The sequence below is a fragment of the Curtobacterium sp. 22159 genome, from assembly GCF_052045775.1.
GTDB lineage: Bacteria > Actinomycetota > Actinomycetes > Actinomycetales > Microbacteriaceae > Curtobacterium.
Genome location: NZ_JBQEPN010000005.1, coordinates 1 through 17,182, shown reverse-complemented (window position 1 = coordinate 17,182; position 17,182 = coordinate 1). Strand labels below are relative to the sequence as shown.

Annotated in this window: 15 protein-coding genes; 10 read left to right on the top strand and 5 right to left on the bottom strand. The window is 72.6% G+C overall.

Going from position 1 to position 17,182, the window contains the following annotated elements; genetic code table 11:
* Positions 1-34: 34 nt before the first annotated feature.
* Positions 35-1,954 carry a cell division protein PerM gene (locus tag ACTJKO_RS07135; RefSeq protein WP_440687129.1) on the bottom strand — a complete coding sequence of 640 codons (1,920 nt, stop codon included), beginning with the start codon at positions 1,952-1,954 and terminating at the stop codon, positions 35-37.
* A gap of 96 nt (positions 1,955-2,050) precedes the next feature.
* Here ACTJKO_RS07135 and ACTJKO_RS07130 point away from each other — a divergent pair, with 96 nt between their 5' ends.
* Complete coding sequence (locus tag ACTJKO_RS07130) at positions 2,051-2,914, top strand: hypothetical protein (protein WP_440687127.1); 864 nt, start codon at positions 2,051-2,053, stop codon at positions 2,912-2,914.
* A gap of 21 nt (positions 2,915-2,935) precedes the next feature.
* Here the strand turns inward: ACTJKO_RS07130 and ACTJKO_RS07125 are convergent, their stop codons facing one another.
* The 3 genes from ACTJKO_RS07125 to sucC form a co-directional block, all read right to left on the bottom strand.
* Positions 2,936-3,799, bottom strand: a complete 864-nt coding sequence (locus ACTJKO_RS07125; RefSeq protein ID WP_440687125.1) for a hypothetical protein — start codon at positions 3,797-3,799, stop codon at positions 2,936-2,938.
* Between the two features lie 394 nt (positions 3,800-4,193).
* Complete coding sequence (gene sucD / locus ACTJKO_RS07120) at positions 4,194-5,081, bottom strand: succinate--CoA ligase subunit alpha (protein ID WP_440687123.1); 888 nt, start codon at positions 5,079-5,081, stop codon at positions 4,194-4,196.
* 15 nt (positions 5,082-5,096) lie between these two features.
* Positions 5,097-6,263, bottom strand: a complete 1,167-nt coding sequence (sucC, locus tag ACTJKO_RS07115) for an ADP-forming succinate--CoA ligase subunit beta (RefSeq protein WP_440687121.1) — start codon at positions 6,261-6,263, stop codon at positions 5,097-5,099.
* Between the two features lie 236 nt (positions 6,264-6,499).
* Between sucC and ACTJKO_RS07110 the strand changes: the two genes are divergently transcribed.
* The 6 genes from ACTJKO_RS07110 to ACTJKO_RS07085 all read left to right on the top strand — a co-directional run bounded on the left by ACTJKO_RS07110 (position 6,500) and on the right by ACTJKO_RS07085 (position 11,113).
* A complete protein-coding gene (locus tag ACTJKO_RS07110; RefSeq protein WP_440687119.1) occupies positions 6,500-8,125 on the top strand; it encodes a RecQ family ATP-dependent DNA helicase in 1,626 nt (541 codons plus the stop codon).
* A 198-nt stretch (positions 8,126-8,323) separates the two neighbouring features.
* Complete coding sequence (locus ACTJKO_RS07105) at positions 8,324-8,614, top strand: hypothetical protein (protein ID WP_440687117.1); 291 nt, start codon at positions 8,324-8,326, stop codon at positions 8,612-8,614.
* A gap of 39 nt (positions 8,615-8,653) precedes the next feature.
* Positions 8,654-9,061: a hypothetical protein gene (locus ACTJKO_RS07100; protein ID WP_440687115.1), complete on the top strand. Its 408-nt coding sequence runs from the start codon at positions 8,654-8,656 to the stop codon at positions 9,059-9,061.
* A complete protein-coding gene (locus ACTJKO_RS07095) occupies positions 9,058-9,897 on the top strand; it encodes an oxygenase MpaB family protein (RefSeq protein WP_440687113.1) in 840 nt (279 codons plus the stop codon). The genes ACTJKO_RS07100 and ACTJKO_RS07095 overlap by 4 nt, the downstream gene beginning before the upstream one ends.
* A gap of 5 nt (positions 9,898-9,902) precedes the next feature.
* Complete coding sequence (locus ACTJKO_RS07090; protein ID WP_440687111.1) at positions 9,903-10,511, top strand: hypothetical protein; 609 nt, start codon at positions 9,903-9,905, stop codon at positions 10,509-10,511.
* Positions 10,511-11,113: an FHA domain-containing protein gene (locus tag ACTJKO_RS07085; protein ID WP_440687109.1), complete on the top strand. Its 603-nt coding sequence runs from the start codon at positions 10,511-10,513 to the stop codon at positions 11,111-11,113. The genes ACTJKO_RS07090 and ACTJKO_RS07085 overlap by 1 nt, the downstream gene beginning before the upstream one ends.
* Positions 11,114-11,132: 19 nt before the next feature.
* On the opposite strand, the gene ACTJKO_RS07080 is transcribed toward ACTJKO_RS07085, so the two are convergent.
* A complete protein-coding gene (locus ACTJKO_RS07080) occupies positions 11,133-15,542 on the bottom strand; it encodes an FtsK/SpoIIIE domain-containing protein (protein ID WP_440687107.1) in 4,410 nt (1,469 codons plus the stop codon).
* 108 nt (positions 15,543-15,650) lie between these two features.
* Here ACTJKO_RS07080 and ACTJKO_RS07075 point away from each other — a divergent pair, with 108 nt between their 5' ends.
* The 3 genes from ACTJKO_RS07075 to ACTJKO_RS07065 all read left to right on the top strand — a co-directional run.
* Complete coding sequence (locus ACTJKO_RS07075; RefSeq protein ID WP_096900806.1) at positions 15,651-15,947, top strand: WXG100 family type VII secretion target; 297 nt, start codon at positions 15,651-15,653, stop codon at positions 15,945-15,947.
* Between the two features lie 122 nt (positions 15,948-16,069).
* On the top strand, positions 16,070-16,399 hold the full coding sequence (locus ACTJKO_RS07070) for a DUF6507 family protein (protein WP_440687105.1): 330 nt from the start codon (positions 16,070-16,072) through the stop codon (positions 16,397-16,399).
* Between the two features lie 50 nt (positions 16,400-16,449).
* Positions 16,450-17,182: putative T7SS-secreted protein (locus ACTJKO_RS07065; protein ID WP_440687103.1), on the top strand; the 733-nt coding region annotated here is incomplete at its 3' end.

Below are 17,182 nucleotides of genomic sequence, written 5' to 3'. Positions count from 1 at the left end.
CCCTACCGGCCGTCTCGTCGTGCGACGGCGGTCGCTAGCGGCCGTCCTTCGGGCGTCGCCACCACGGCAGCTCGTCCTCGGGGATCTGGTCGGTGGTGTCCCAGGTCGCCGACGTCGGACGTGCCTGGTCCTCCGCCGGGGCGTCGTCGTCCGGGTCGTCGCGGCCGGCGACGAACTCCTCCGTGCTCCACGGGAACGCGGGCTGCGCGTCGGTGCCCGGCGCGCGCGGAGCCGGTTCCTCGACGGGTTCCGCCGCTCCGGCTGGCTGCTGCCGTTCGGCGTCGGCACCGGTCACCCGGTCGCGCAGGCCACCGGCCCGCTCGCGGACGCCGTCCGCCGCGGCGCGCAGCCGATCACGGATCGCACCGATCCCGCCACGCTCGGTCGACGGCGGTCGGGCGGCCATGCGGTCCGCCGCGACCGCGTCGGTGCGCGCCCACTCGGGCAGTTCGACGTCCACGTCCGGGTCGCGGTCCGGCGCGTCTGCCGCGGGGGTCCGGGAGGCGCGCCCCGGCTCGTCCTGCGGGCTGCGGTCCGCGCCGGGCCGGTCCGCCGTGGGCTCGGTCACCCTGCCGCCGTGCGCTTCCTCGACCACGAACCGGTGGACGTCGGTGGTCCGTCCGTTGCCGGCCTGGTCGAGCGCCGCGAGGAGCGATCCCTCGTGGGCCGCCGTGTCGTCCTCGTCGGACGGGTCCTCGGACTCGTGCCAGCGCTCACGACCCCACCCGCGTTCGGGCATCCGGACGAGGTCGCTGCCCGCGGCGAGCGCCACCACGGCGGGCACGCCGACCTCGAGCGCGGCGAAGGCCCCGACCACGAGGGCGTGCGGCCCGGCGTCGGCGAGCCGCCCGGGGCCCGCCGATCCCGACGACAGCCAGGCCACGAGCCCGGTGAGCACGCCCGCGACGATGCCTGCGGCGACCCCGCCGAGCGCACGGCGGAGGGCGGAGTCCGCGTTCCCGAGGGCAGCGACGAGCCGCGGTCGCAGGAGTCCTCCGGCCGCGAACCCGGCGACGACGGGCACGAGGACCCAGACGAGCCCGAACGCGTGCCCGGAGGCCGGCAGCGCACCGAACACCGGCAGCCCGGGGATCGGCCCGAGCGTCGTGCCGATCGGCGAGACGCTCGACCCGGTGCCGATCGCGAAGCCCGGACCGACGAGCCAGGAGGTCGCCCACCCGACGAAGTCCGGCAGGAACGCCAGCTGACCGACCGTGAGGGCGATGCCGCCGATGACCCCCGCGTGCGAACGCTCGTACAGGGAGATCACCTCGGCGAAGGACCCGAAGAGCAGGAAGGCGACGACGACGCCGGCGACCGCGACGACGGCGGCGGTCGCAGCCGTCCCGGCCCGGAGGCCGAACGCCGCCACGGCACGCCAGTCGCTCGGGACGCGGTCGCCCAGGTCGAGCACGCGCTGCGTGACGGGATCGGCCGGGAGCCCACGGCGACGCCGGCAGACCTCGGACGTGACGAACGCGGGGATGCCGAACCAGAGCGCTGGCAGGACGACCGCCTGCCAGACCACCGGCGTGGTGACGGCGGACCGGCTCGACAGCGCCACCGCGAGACCGAGGGCGGCGACGACGCCGGTGCCGACCAGGAGCCCCGTCGTCCGGTGTTCGGTCTCGGCGAAGCGGCGGCCGGCGCGTCCGGCGAGCCAGGCGGTCACGATCGCGAAGCCGAGCGCCGCCAGCGTCACGTGGATCGGATCCGCGGCGCCGCTCACCCCGGAGGACTTCGCGAGTGCCGGCCCGAGCAGGAACGACACGTCGACACCGTGCCCGATGAGCCAGACGCTCCCGGTCGCCTTCCAGAAGACGTCCCAGTCGACCTGGAGTCCGTACTCGAACCCCCACAGGAGCGTCAGCGGCACGAGGGCGATCCCGATGCCCACGCCGACCGTCACGACCGCCTCGATCGCGGCGAGCAGTGCGGTTCCCAGGCGGTTCATCGCAGCGAGGATACGTGCTGCTCCGCGCTGCGTCGGTGTGCCGCGCGGGACCTCGCCGCGCTTGTTCTCCTCGCGATCGTGATGTAATATATCAGCATGTCGACTCTTGCTTCCCTCCGTCTCCGGAAGGCCCGACGGTTCGCCTCGCTCGCACTGCGCAACCGCGCGACCCAGCAGCCCGCGGTCGACCCGGATGGTGGGCCGCCCGTCAGCCTCACGAGTCACGGCGAACGCATCGCGACCGTGCACCTCGCGCTCGAGAGCATCGCCGCGGGCACACTGCGCCCACGTCGACTGATCCTCTGGCTCGACGACCTCGACGCCGTCGCCGATCCTCATCCTGGACTGCGTCGACTCATCCGCCGCGGAGTCGAAGTCCGCGCAACGGAGAACTTCCGACCACACACCAAGTACTACCCGTACGTGCAATCCATCGACATGCACCGCATGCCGCTGGTCACGGCTGACGACGATCTCGTCTACCCGCGCACCTGGCTCGAACGGCTCTGCGCCGCGCACGCCACCGACCCGACGACGAACACTGCTCACCGGTCGCGAGAGGTCACCTTCACCGAGGGAACGATCCGGCCCTACGAGGCGTGGCCCGAGGTCGTACGAGGGCCGTCGTCGCCGCGCAATCTCGCGACGGGTACATGGGGCCACGTGATCGTGCCTCGCATGCTCGACGCGCTTCGCGGCGGTGCGGACGACTTCCGGTCTGCGGCGCCCGCTGCAGACGACCTGTGGCTGCACCGCGTGGCAGTCGAGCAGGGCGTCGCCGCGAAGGTCAGCGGATCGTTCGGTCACCCGGACTTCCTCCACTTGCCGGACGGGGGGTCGGCACTGTCGTCGGACAACGTCGGCGGAAGCGGCAACGACCGGCAGATCGCGAGCGCATGGGACGGCGCCCTGCTGCGCACCATGCTCGACTCCCCCGTGCCGGCCAACGCGTACCTGTGACCGGTCGGCAAACTCCGGCCCTCACTCGCGACCGACGACGAAGTAGTCCACGAGCAGCACTTCGTCGCTCTGCTCCAAGGGCGCACCAGTGCTGACCCTGAAACCGATCGTGCCGGCATCGTCTTCGTCCAGTTCGACGAACAACGACGCTCCGGCCGCGCGAGCGTTGCGTGGGGTGAGCATCACGACCGGTTGTGCGGGGAGCGGCCGCTCGAAGACCACGCGCAACAGTCCGCCCGCGATCGTCCTCCAGTTCGCGAAGAACAGCCGCCCCGCCGTGTCGGTACCCGGACCTCGCGTCCCCAGGTCGACCCAACCCGCCGACGTCGCACCCTCGTCGATCCGCTGCACACTGGTGGCGCCCTGGGGAGACCTGGCGGCGACTCGGAGTTGACGACCTCCGACCCGCAGGTCACCACTGCGGACGTGGAGGTCTCCGTCGACCGGCGTCGCGCCCCAGTGGCGACGCACGTCCGCGGTGCGATCATCCTGCACGACGGCTGTGGACGGTCCGACCCAACGGCACGTACTCCCGAGCATGGAGACGTCGAACCGGTAGTCGTCGGCGATGCGGACTGCCGGGACCGACGGGAGCGCCGCGAACTTGACCGAGAGCAGCGACACCCCTCGCCCGGCTCCTCCCACCTCGACCGCGGCGACCTTCCTCGTGCCCGCCGCGTGCACGTCGAACTGACCGCCCAGCACGAGCAGGCCGCCCTGCTGGTCGCGCGCATCACCCCCTGGCGCCGGAGCGATCCCGTCGCTCGAGACCCGTTGCCGGTACCGCAGCATGGGTGCTGCACCACCGAGGAGCTGCGGCGCGATGAAGGACACTGCTCGGACGTTGCCGACGTCGATCAGCGGCCCGGTGTTGATCGGGAGCACCCGCACCGACGATCCGGGCCTGCGGGCCGATCCGCAGTGCCTCGACCGCGAAGATGCCGACGTCGAGCAGCAGCGTCCCGAGTGTTTCACTCGACCAGTCCACTGCCGCCTGCAGTGCCTCGGTGTCGTCCACCGTGCCGCCGCCGACGACGCCGAACTCCGAGGCGAACTTGACGGATGCCTGCTCCTCCGACCTGCGCACACCGGTCGCCCTCCCCGGCTTCACCGGGGCGGCGACGGCAGCGATGGCGGCCAGCCCGCCTCCGGCCAAGAAGAGTCTCCTACTGTTCGGCATCGTCACATATTACATTCACCCATACGTCGCCGCGCCAACGACGGGAGGCGCGGTACCAACCGGCACCGCGCCTCCCGTCCTCCAGGTGGGACCGTCCCGCTACTTCGCGGCGACCACCTCGCGCAGCAGCGCCGCCGTCTCCGACGGCGTCTTGCCCACGCGCACACCCGCTGCCTCGAGCGCCTGCTTCTTCGCCTCCGCGGTGCCGGCGGAACCGGACACGATCGCGCCCGCGTGACCCATGGTCTTGCCCTCGGGCGCGGTGAAGCCCGCGACGTAGCCGACGACCGGCTTCGTGACGTGCGCCTTGATGTAGTCGGCCGCGCGCTCCTCCGCGTCGCCGCCGATCTCACCGATCATGACGATCGCCTCGGTCTCCGGGTCGGCCTCGAACGCGGCGAGTGCGTCGATGTGCGTCGTGCCGATGACCGGGTCGCCGCCGATGCCGATGGCGGTCGAGAAGCCGAGGTCCCGGAGCTCGTACATCATCTGGTAGGTCAGGGTGCCGGACTTCGACACGAGGCCGATCGGGCCCTTGCCGGTGATCGTCGCCGGGGTGATGCCGACGAGCGACTCCCCGGGCGTGATGATGCCGGGGCAGTTCGGGCCGATGATGCGGGTCTTCCCGCCGAGGGCCTTCGCGTGCGCCCAGAACTCCGCGGAGTCCTGCACGGGGATGCCCTCGGTGATGACGACGACGAGGGGGATCTCGGCGTCGATGGCCTCCATCACGGCGTCCTTCGCGAACGCCGGGGGGACGAACACGATCGAGACGTCGGCACCGGTGGTGTCGATGGCCTCGCGCACGGAGCCGAAGACGGGGAGCTCGACGTCGCCGTGGGTGACGGTGGTGCCGGCCTTGCGGGCGTTGACGCCGCCGACGACCTGGGTGCCGGCCTTGAGCATGAGCGCGGTGTGCTTCGTGCCCTCACCACCGGTGATGCCCTGGACGATGACCTTGGAGTCCTTGTTGAGGAAGATCGACATTGTGCTGTTCGCTCCTTACGCCGCTGCGGCGAGCTCGGCGGCCTTCTCGGCCGCATCGTCCATGGTCGCGGCGACGGTGACGAGCGGGTGCGCCGCCTCCGCCAGGATCCGGCGACCCTCTTCCACGTTGTTGCCGTCCAGGCGGACGACGAGCGGCTTGGTCGCCGAGTCGCCGAGGATGCCGAGCGCGGCGACGATGCCGTTCGCGACGGCGTCGCAGGCGGTGATGCCGCCGAACACGTTCACGAAGACGCTCTTCACCTGCGGGTCGCCGAGGATGACGTCGAGGCCGTTGGCCATGACCTCCGCCGAGGCGCCACCGCCGATGTCGAGGAAGTTCGCGGGCTTCACGCCGCCGTGGCGCTCACCGGCGTACGCGACGACGTCGAGGGTGGACATGACGAGCCCCGCGCCGTTGCCGATGACGCCGACCTCGCCGTCGAGCTTCACGTAGTTGAGGCCGTGCTCCTTCGCCTTCGCCTCGAGCGGGTCCTCGCTCGCGGTGTCCTCGAGCGCCTTGTGGCCCTCGTGGCGGAACTCGGCGTTGTCGTCGAGCGAGACCTTGCCGTCGAGGGCGAGGATCTGGCCGTCGCCCGTGCGGACGAGCGGGTTGACCTCGACGAGGGTGGCGTCCTCGCCGGCGAACACGTCGTAGAGCTTGACGAACACGGCGGCGACCTGGTCGACCAGCTCGTCCGGGAACCCGGCCTGACGGGCGATGTCCGCCGCGGCCGTGTCGTTGATCCCGGTGAGGGGGTTCACCTCGACGCGGGCGAGGGCCTCGGGCTTCTCGACGGCGAGCTGCTCGATCTCCATGCCGCCCTCGACGCTGACGAGGCTGAGGTAGCTCCGGTTCGCGCGGTCGAGGAGCACCGAGAAGTAGAACTCCTCGGCGATGTCGGCGCCCTGGGCGACCATGACGCGCTGGACGGTGTGGCCCTTGATGTCGAGGCCGAGGATCGCCTGCGCGTGCTCGAACGCCTCGTCGGGGGTCTTCGCGACCTTCACGCCGCCCGCCTTGCCGCGGCCGCCGACCTTGACCTGCGCCTTGACGACGACCACGCCGCCGATCTTCTCCGCGGCCGCCCTGGCCTCTTCCGGAGTGTCGGCGATGATCCCCTGGAGGACGGGGACGCCGTAGGACTCGAAGAGGTCCCTGGCCTGGTACTCGAAAAGATCCACGCTGTTCTTCTTCCCGCACGGTTCGTGCGATCGGCATCGGTTTCCCGGTCGCGCCTCCACATCGAGGGTCGCTCGATGTCGAGACAACGGCCGGACCCGAGCCTAGCGCTGGTCGGTGAACGTGCGGTGCGTGTCGGTGAGGGTGGGCCGGGAGGCGCGGGTCGGCCCGTCGGGTCCCTGGCCGCTGGGCGCGTGGCCCGGCCAGGGCCCAGGGAGCGACCGGCACGGTGGACGGGATGGACACCGCACTCCGCTCCCGCGCCGCCGACGTCTTCGGCTGGACCCTCCGACCCGAGCAGGAGACCGTCATCGACGCGGTGCTCACCGGTCGGGACGCGCTCGCCGTCATGCCGACCGGCTCCGGCAAGTCGGCGATCTACCAGGTCGCCGGTCTCGCGCTCGACGGCGTGGTCGTCGTGGTGTCGCCGCTCGTCGCGCTGCAGGAGGACCAGGTCGTCGGCCTGGAGGACCACCCCGACGCACCCCGTGCGGTGACGATCAACGCGACGCGCGCTCGTCGTGACCTGGACGCCGCGTGGGACGCCGTGGCCGACGGGGACGCCCGGTACGTGTTCCTCGCTCCGGAACAGCTGGCGAAGGACGACGTCGTCGAGCGGCTCCGTGCTGCCGGCGTGGCACTCGTCACGGTGGACGAAGCACACTGCGTCTCCGCGTGGGGGCACGACTTCCGGCCGGACTACCTCGTACTCGGGGAGGTCGTGGAGCGCCTCGGACGTCCACCCGTCCTCGCCATGACCGCCACCGGATCGTCACCCGTCCGGGCCGAGATCGTGGAGCGGCTCGGGATGCGGGACCCGCTCGTGCTGGCCACCGGCTTCGACCGACCCGAGCTGCGGCTGGAGGTGGTGCGGCACGCCGACGCCGACGCCAAGCGTGACGCCCTCGTCGCCCAGGTGGCCGGGCTCGACGGCGCCGGGATCGTCTACGTCGCGACCCGCGCGGAGACGCTCGAGTACGCCGACCTGCTCGTCGAGGCCGGTCGTCGGGCGAAGCCGTACCACGCCGGTCTCCGCGTGCGTGACCGGGAGTCGGTGCACCACGCGTTCCTCGACGGATCGGTCGACACGGTGGTGGCGACGAGTGCGTTCGGGATGGGCATCGACAAGCCTGACGTCCGCTTCGTCGTGCACGCCGACGTGCCGGAGTCGGTGGACGCGTACTACCAGGAGGTGGGACGAGCCGGCCGGGACGGCGACCCCGGGCTGGCCACCATGCACTACCGCGCGGAGGACCTCGGGCTCCGGCGGTTCTTCGCCTCGGGCACGCCCCGTCCTGCGTCGCTCCGCGCGGTGTTCGACGCCGTCCCGTCCGACGGGACCCTGGCCCGGTCCGACCTCGCCCCCGCGAGCGGATTGTCGGCGCGGACCGCCGGTCGGGCGGCGAACGCGCTGGTCGACGCCGGGGTGCTGGTGGACGACCGGGACGGTCTCGCCCGAGCCGCGGGCGCGCCGGACTCGGCGGAGGCCGCGGCCCGCGCCGCCTCCGAGCGTGCCGACGAACGCGAGCGGATCGAGGAGTCCCGGATCGCCATGATGCGCCGCTACGCGGAGACCGACGAGTGCCGCCGACAGTTCCTGCTCGGGTACTTCGGCGACGAGCTCCCCGAACCGTGCGGGAACTGCGACACCTGTTCGGCCGGTTCCGCTGCCGGGGCGCACGCCGCCGACGGTTCGCACGACGCCGAGTGGCCGCCGGACGCCGTGGTGGAGCACGCCGAGTGGGGACGCGGGACGGTGATGAGCACCGAGGACGACCGCCTGACGGTCTTCTTCGAGTCGGCCGGCTACCGGACGCTGGCCCTCGCCGACGTCACGGAACGCGGGCTGCTGCAGCGGGCGTGACGCGGAGCCGCGGCACGGGCGGGGGAAGGCGCGGTCGCTCGACCACCCGTCGGCGACCGCGCTCCACTCCCCCGAGCACAGCGAGTGTGCGCCACGACCGTGACCCGGAGGTGTCGGCGAGGTGAACGACACGCGAAGCCGGACGGATCCGCAGGCGCGGAGCGTAGGCAGGAAGACCCACACGGAAGGAGCCAGAGCATGAGCGACCCCGGCATCAGCCCGGCCGACGACTTCGAGGCGGAGCAGCGACGCGAGGACGACATCGACCGCGAACACGTCGGTCCCTACGAGGTCGACGAGACCGAGGAGTCCCTCGAGACCGTCACGAACGACGCGGTCGCGGGCGAGACGGTGGAGCCGCAGCCCGGCGACGGCACGGACGACGGGCCGACCGGTGGCGCCCCCGGTGAGGGTTCGCCGGACCTGTGGGAGCACGACGACGAGGACCGTCCGGACCTCGGCAACGACCTCGGCACGAAGCCGCTGTAGACACACCGCCCCCGGAGCACGGCCCAGTACCATCGGGCCGTGCTCCGCCGTGTCCGCGCCAGTGTCCACCGTGTCCCCGCGGTCGCACGGCTGCTGTCGATCGCGGCGATGCTGCTCGTCGCCGCGGCCGCGCACACGGGCGTCCGGTCCGGGGTCACCGCCTGCGGCCCCGGCACCGCCGGCCCGACCTGCGGTGGGAACGTCACCTGGGTGCTGCTGCTCGTCGCGGGCGTCGCGCTCGCGGTCGTGACGGCCGCCCCCGCACACCTCTGGCCGTTGCCCGCGATCTGGCTGGTCGTCGTGGTGCTCGCCGCCACCACCGGCGCCACGTTCGACGGCGCGTTCCTGGTCACCGCCGTCCTCGGCGGCGCCGCCGCACTCGCCCTGGCCATCGTGATCGACGTCGTCCCCTGGCGGCGCGAACGGCGGCAGGGGCGCTCGAGGTGACCACCGACGGACCTGGAGGAACGGTGCCGGACCCGCACCGGGCCTCCCGTCCGACAGCCGGTCGCGTCGCGGACCGCGACCTCCGTCGGTTCCTCACCGACAGCACGCCCGTGGTGACGGGCGGCCGCGCGATCCTGCTGCAGATCGCCGACCCGGTCGTCGCGGCGGGCGTCCGACGGCACTCCGACTTCGCGCGCCGGCCGCAGCAACGGCTCGCGCACACCCTCATGTTCGTCTACGCGGTCGTGGTCGGGAGCCCCGCCGACGCGGCAGTCGCGACCGCGTTCGTGGAGCGGGCGCACCGGCCGGTCGAGGGCGCCGACGACGTCGACCGACAGCTCTGGGTCGCCGCGACCCTGTTCGACTCCGCGCTGCAGGCGCACGAGCTGTTCGGTGACCCGGTGTCGCCCGCGCTCGCCGAGGACGTCCTCCGCGCCTACGCACCGATCGGGACCGCGCTGCGCGTCCCGGAGGACCGGTGGCCGACCACCGTCGCCGACTTCCGGGCGTACTGGGCAGCGACCCTGCCTCGGCTCGAGGTGACCGACGACGCCCGGGGTGTCGTCCGCGACCTGCTGCACCCGCGGTTCGCGCCGCTCTGGGTGCGTGCGGCGATGCCCCTCGTCCGGGTCGTCACCGTGGGCATGCTCCCCGAGGTCGTTCGCGCGCAGTACCGCTTCGCGTGGGGGCCGCGCGAGCAGCGACGCTTCCGCCGTGCCGTGCGGCTGGTGCGCGCCGTGCGTGCCGTCGCGCCCGGCTGGCTGCTGCGCCTGCCGGGGCCGCTGCTGCTGCGCGCGATGCGGCGGACGGCGGCGCGGTACCGCGCGGTACCGTAGCGGGCATGCCGGCCGACCACTTCGCCATCACGGTCCCCCGATCCTGGTTCGAGCTCCCGGTCGACCCGGACCGTCGGGACGACCGCATCAGCGCCCTCGTGCAGGAGCGCATCGCCGAGCACCGCGAACTCTGGGACCACCGCACCGAGATCGTCCGGGTCCTCCGCCGCTTCGCCCGGTCCGCGTGGGACAGCGGCGCCCGGTACTGCGCGGCCTTCGCCGAGCCCAGCGAGGACGGTGTCGTGTCCGGCGCCCTGACGGTCAGCGTCCTGCCCGCCCCCGAGGACACCGACGACCCGCTCGGCACGCTCACCGACCACGTCGCTGCCCTCGGCGGCGGCGAGGACGGCATGCACGTCGACGTGCACGAGCTCCCCCGCGTCGGCCGAGCCCCGCGCACCTGGGGCGTCTCCACGGTGCAGGCGCCGGACGACCGGGGAACCCTCGACGTCGTCCTCATGCAGACCTTCGTGCCCGCGGACGGCCAGGTCGCCCTGGTGAGCGTCTCCTCGCCGGCCACCGACCTCGCCGAACCGCTGCTCGAGCTCTTCGAGACCGTCACCGACACCTTCGAGCTCGTCGACTCGAGCGCCCCGGTGGACGGCGTCCGCTGATGCGGATCTGGCCCTTCCGACGTCGTGGCCGCCGGACTCCCGAGCCCGTCGTCGAGCGCGTGACCGAGGCGGACCTCGCCCGGATGGCCGAGCGCGGCGAGCTGGCCCGCGCCGTGGTCACGCCACCGCCGGCCCCGCGGGCCTCGGCGGACCGCGTGCGGGCGACGGTCGCACAGCTCCCCGGCCGCCCCTTCGGTGGAGCCGCCGCCGGCCGGGACGCCGGGCCCGCCCGACAGCGTGCCGGCGCGGTCCTCGTGCTCGACGACCGCCGCGTCACCGTGACGGGCTCCGGGCTGATCGGCCGCGACCCGGCGAGCGCCCACCCCGACGGCGGCCACGACCACGTCATCGCCCTCGAGGACCCGGAACGCCTGTTGAGCCGGACGCACCTGGAGTTCGGCTTCGGGGCCGAGGGCTCCTTCTGGGTGCTCGACGCGGGGTCCGCGAACGGCGCGGAACTCCGGCGGCCGGGCTACCCCGCGACCATGCTCGTCCCGGCGCAGCGGACCGTCGTCCGGCCCGGGGACACCGTGGTCTTCGGCGGGCACACGTTGCGCGCGGAGCCGGTGGTGGGGCTGGAGGACGAGGCGCCGCTGGGGTAATGCGCGGCCGGTCCGCTGTTCAGCCGACCGGCACCTGCACGAGCCGGAGCGTCTGGTCCGCGTCGTTCAGCAACGCTCGGCCGACGACGCGGTCCTGCGTCACGAGGCTCTTCGACAGCTTCGTGCCGATCAGGTCGCCGTCCACCGTGCTGAGCGGCGCGAGCAGCATCCCGCGGCGCGCCTTCTTCGCGTCGACCTGCCAGCCACGGAACCCGCTCGCCACCCCTTCGACGTCGCCGGCGAGGACGAGGCCGACCGAGCGCCCGCGGTCGGACTCCATGATCGATCGGAACACGGGCTCGGCCGGTGTCTCCTTGAGCGCTTCGGCATCGTCGACCAGCACGAGCGTGAACCGGTCCGTGGTCTCGTCGACGAGCGCGGACAGCCCCTCGGCGCCGATGGCCGCGTCGGTCACGACCGTGGCCCGCGGGGTGCCGTCGAGTGAACGGAGGACGGAGTCGCGCGGGGTCACCGCGACGACGGCGCCGCCCGAGGACAGCACGTGCCGTGCCATCGCGAGGAGCGCGGTGCTCTTGCCGGACCGCGGGCTGCCGCCGACGATGAACACGGGGGTGTCCTGCACGAAGTCGTGCGTGGAGAGCGTGAGCTCGTCACCGCCGACGCCGAGCGCGACACGACCGGGAACGGCGTGTTCCTCGGGCAGGTGCCGGACGGCGTCCGCGAGGGTGATCGTGCGGGGCACCACGTCGATCCGGGCCGGCTTCGGCGTGCCGGGGCGGACGTGCCGCCGGACCTCGTCGCCGATGTCCCGGAGCGCCGCGGCCTGGTCGCGTCCGCCGAGACCGCCGGGCAGCACCGCGACCTGCGTCTCCGTGGCGGTCGCGTTCCGGAACCCGCGACCCGGCGGGATCTCCTCGGGGAGCTTCTTGCCGTTGATGCCCTCGTAGTTGTAGTCGCCGCGGTCGGCGAGGGCGAGCAGCAGCTTCCGCTCCACCTGGCTCGACATGCGCCCCGAGGTCAGGGTCCGGTCGCCGGAGACGACCAGGTGCACGCCGACGCCGACGCCCTCGCGGAGCAACGTCTGGACGGCGTCGTGCAGGGCACCGTTCTCGGCGTCCGCCAGGGTCGCCATGAAGCTCTCCCACTGGTCGAGGAACAGGACGACGTGGGGCAGCGGCGTGGCGTCGTCGTCGGCCCGCTGCTCCGCGATCGACGAGTAGCCACCGGCCGCGAACACGGACTGGCGCTCCTGCACGGTGCGCAGCAGGATGCCGAGCAGCCGCGAGACCCGATCGGGTTCGTGGCGTTGGACCACCGCGCCGCAGTGCGGCAGCCCGCCGAGGGCGAGGAGCGCGCCGTTGCCGCAGTCGATGCCGTACATGTGCACGTCACCCACGCCGAGGCGCAGGGCGAGGGCGCCGGCGAGGGTCCGGAGGGTCTGGCTGCGTCCGGATCGGGGCGAGCCGATGACGAACAGGTGGCCGTCCTCGTCGAGGTCGAACACCGCCGGCCGCTGCCGCTGGTCCGCGGGGTGGTCCTCGATGCCCCACGCGACGGCGAGCGGGCCGAGGTCGGTTCCCGTCGCCTCGACGTCGTCGAGCCCGACGACCGTGCCGAGCGGCGGCAACCAGGGCTTCCGCTGCGCAGGGCTCCCGAGCGCGCGGGTCGCGTCGCGGATCGAGCCGACCAGCACGCTCAGGTCGGTGACCTCCACGTCGCTCGCGGCGACCTCGGCGGCGGCCGGACGCGGCGCCGGTTCGCTGAGCGAGGAGAAGGTGAGCTCGCGGACCAACGCGGGGCGTTCCTCCAGGCCGTCGCTGCCGGGCCGCCGACCGCCCACGCGACCGGACTGGAAGGGCAGGAGCGAGGCCGCGCCGAGGCGCACGTAGGCGCGTCCCGGCGTGCTCTTCGCGATGCGTGCGGCGTCGTTCGCGCCGATGACGTCCTGGCTCTCCGACTGGTCGGTGACGCGCAGCGCGATCCGGAGGTTCGTGTTCGCGCGGATCTCCGGCGAGACGACGCCGCCCGGTCGCTGCGTCGCGAGGATGAGGTGGATGCCGAGCGAGCGTCCGCGCTGTGCGATGTTGACCAGGCCCTTGACGAAGTCCGGGAGCTCGCGCGCGAGCGATGCGAACTCGTCGATCACGATGAGCAGTCGCGGCAGGCTCGGCACCGCCTGGTCCGTGCCGGCCCGCTTCGCCTGCAGGTCCTGGTAGTCCTCGAGGTCCTTCGCACCGACCTCGGCGAGCGCGTGCTCCCGGGTGCGGAGCTCGGCGCCGAGCGACTCGAGCGCCCGCTCCACCTGGTGCGTGTCGAGGTCCGTGACCATGCCGACGGTGTGCGGCAGGTCGACGCAGTCCTTGAAGGCCGCGCCGCCCTTGTAGTCGACGAGCACGAAGTTCATCTCGTCCGGACGGTTCGCGACGGCGAGCGACGCGACGATCGTCTGCAGCAGTTCGGACTTGCCGGAGCCGGTCGTCCCCGCGACGAGACCGTGCGGACCGTCGCTGCGCAGGTCGATGGCGAACGCGCCGTCGATCGACTCACCGACCACGGCGGTGGTGCTGCGGCCACCGAGCAGCCAGCGGGCCTGGACCGCCTCGGACGTCGGCGGCTCCAGTCCGAGCACGTCGAGCAGCCGCGACGACGACGGGATGGCCCCGTCCTCGACGTCGGGGCTCGCGTCCACGATCGGCGAGAGGGAGCGGGCGACCCACTCGAGCCAGTCCTGGTCGACCAGGTCGGGGCGGGCGTCGTCGATCCGCTCGGAGCGCTGTTGCGTCACCCGGAGGCGGTCGTCACGCACCACGACGACCGCGTCGCACTCCTCCGGGAGCAGACGCTCGTCGAGGTCGAGGCAGATGCTGAAGACGCCGACCGCCGGCCCCTCCTTGAGGACCTGCACGAGGGACGGCATCGCCCGCAGTCGCCGGGCGCCGTCCATGACGACGACGACCTCGTCGGCCGGCGGCGTCTTCTTCCCGATGCCGGCTTCCTTGCGCGCGTCGATGAGCGCCGCGAGCTCCGCGATCGCACGGGCGGTGGACGCCGCGTTCGTCGCGATGCTCGTCATCGGCTGGTCCGCGCCGGACCGACGGACGTGCGGCAGCCAGGACATCCACTCCCACAGCGCCGTGCGCGTGGAGTCGGTGAGGAGGGTGAAGGAGACGTCCTTCGGGCTCTGCAGGGTCGCGAGCTGCGCGACCACCCAGTTCGCGAGGCGCCGCGCGTCGTCGTCGGGGCCGGCGATGCCGATGACCCCACGCTCGGCGAGCCGGATGCGGACCGGGACGTCGGCTGCGTCCCACGCGACCGTGCGCTTGTGGGAGAGCTGCTCCGGGTCCTCGATGGTCACCTCGGACCGCTGGGTCGCGGTCCCGACGCGCACCAGCAGGTGGTCTGGATCGGTGCGGCGCCGCTCCCACAGGCGCGGCAGCGGCGTGACCGCGGTGTCGTAGACCACGGCCGGGTCGGGGGCGCTCGCGATCCAGCGCGCGCGTTCGGACTGGAGGCTCTCGGTCGCGTCCGCCTCGATCCGCGCCTTGGTGTCCTCGTACTCCGCGATGCGCTGCCGGTACGTCTTCTTGCCCTGCCGCCGGCCCTGCAGCCCCGTGATGATCATGAGGATCGGGGAGAGCAGGGCGATGAGCAGGTAGATCCACCGGCCGGTGGTGGAGACGAACATGACGGCCATGCCCATCGGCGCGAGCGCCATCAGGATGGGCAGCGCACGGGCCGGCGGCTCGGTCGGCGGGACCGGCAGCTGGTACCGGGTGTGCTCGTCCGGCGGCAGCAGCCGGGGTGGGCGGTTGTACTCGAGCGCCATGCCGTCGTCGGAGAGCGACAGGTGCGCACCCCGGTCGGAGGGACGGCCGAAGCCGAGCAGGACGCCGCCGACCGCGAGCTGGGCGGTCTCGGGCCACTCGACCTCCTCCGTCACGGGCTCGCCGTCGAGTCGGGCGCCGTCGAAGCCGTTGACGGGGCGGACCCGGGCGCCGTCGGCCGTCACCGTGACGAGGAGCGCGACGTCGGGCACGGTGTCGCTGCCCGACGCCTCCGCCTCGGCGTGCTCCGTCACGCTGACCGGGATCCGGACGTGCGCGGTCGGCGCCGTCCCGATCGTGACCGTCCCGGTGCCGACCCGCACGGCGGTGCCCGCGTGCAGTCCGGAGACGATGCGGACCTCGGCGGCGGTGAGGGGACGCAGCGGCGGCGGGGCGATCTGCTCCGTCGTGCGGTGGACGACACTCCCCGCTCGGACGCCCGAGCCGGCGACCGGGAGGGTGAGGTCGAGGAGCCGCTCCCCCACGTAGTACGAGGGCGTCCGGCCGGAGGTGGCGACGTCCGACGCGAGCAGTCGTTCCGCCTCGGCGATCACGGCACGGACGGGGCGGGTGTCATCGCCGTCGACGTAGACGTTCGCCGTCTGACCGCTCTCGCGATCGACCATCGTGAACGTGAAGGTCATGGCGTTCCCCCGAGGTGTAGACAGACCGTGGCACGTCGATGGTAATGTGCCGTGTCGTGCGCCCCGTTGGGGGGACATCAACAACACTCCGGGGAAAGGGAGTCAACCGTGGCGAACATCAACGTCTCGTACGCAGACCTCGAGGCGGCCGCCTCGGACCTCAAGGCGGGCCAGGCGGACATCGAGGACCGCCTCTCCGCGCTGCAGCGCAAGATCCAGCAGCTCATCTCGGACGGCTACGTCACCGACAAGTCGTCGGTCGCGTTCGGCGAGTCCTACGACGAGTTCAACCGTGGCGTCACGCAGACCGTCCAGGGCCTCGACGGCCTCTCCACCTTCCTGTCGAAGGCCTCGCAGACGCTCTCCGACACCGACGAGTCGCTGGCGTCCGGCCTCAAGGGCTGACACCGGCGACGACCCCGTGCTCCGCATCGCGCGGAGCACGGGGTCGTTCGTGGTTCGTGACCGGCGCGCGAAGGGTGCGCGACCGGTCGCTGATCGGTTCGTGATCGGGGAGGGATTGTTCCATGGCAGGCAGACTGCTCGTCGACCTGATGGGGCTCGGGGAGCTCAAGAACGACCTGACGACCGTGCACAGCACGCTCGAGAAGGCGCACAAGCGGGTCGACGCGTCCGATGACGCGATCGGCTCGGGGACCGTGCAGGACGCGCTGCACGACTTCGACCACCGCTGGGGCGACAAGCGCGACAAGATCAGCGAGTCGACGAAGGCTCTGGCGGACATGCTCGGCTCCTCGGTCGAGGCGTACACCGAGACCGACGAGCAGCTCGCGCACGCCCTGCAGGTGAACGACGAGAACGGCGGCGGCGGCCCCGCTGCCGCTCGGGCGCAGTAGCCGTGGCACGTCCGTCGGGGTGGGATGTCGTCGATCAGGGCGATGATCCGGTGAAGGGTGATCCCGCGACGTTGCGGGTGATGGCCCGGGAGTACCAGCGGATCTCGGACGCTGCGCAGGATGCGTCGACGCGGTTGAACTCGGTGAAGGGGTCGGGGTGGTTGACGGACTGGGAGGGCGAAGCCGCCGACGTGTTCGTCGACGCGATCGCGGACACCCCCGGTGACCTGTCGAAACTCGTTGCCTCGTACGAGCAGGCGGCGTCGGCGTTGTCGGGGTGGGCGGACGTCGTCGACGACACCCAGTACCGCGCCGATGGTGCGCTCGCGGACGCGAAGGACGCCGCCGGTGACCTCGCGGCCGCGCAGTCGCGTCTGTCGGATGCGCAGGCGACGCTGAGCCATTACCAGACGGCCGCGCGGAACCTGTCGAAGGTCGCGGACCAGTACCCGGCGGGGTCGGAGGTGCCGGACGGGGTGGACGTGCCCTCGCCGGCGCAGTTGCGGGCAGCGTCCGACAACACGACCGTCGCGCAGGGATCCGTCAGCTCGGCCCAGGGGGACATCGCTGCGGCGCAGTCGCGGATCGAGGCGGCGAAGCGGCTCGTCGCGGATGCTCGTGGGGACTGGGAGGACGGGGAACGGCGCACCGCGACGAAGATCGGTGCGGCCGCGGACGCGGGTCTGGGGAAGCAGTCGTTCTGGGACAAGGTGTTCGGGTCCGAGGCGTGGGAGACCATCGTGTCGGTCGCGAAGGTCGTCGTCGCGGTCGGCGGGATCATCG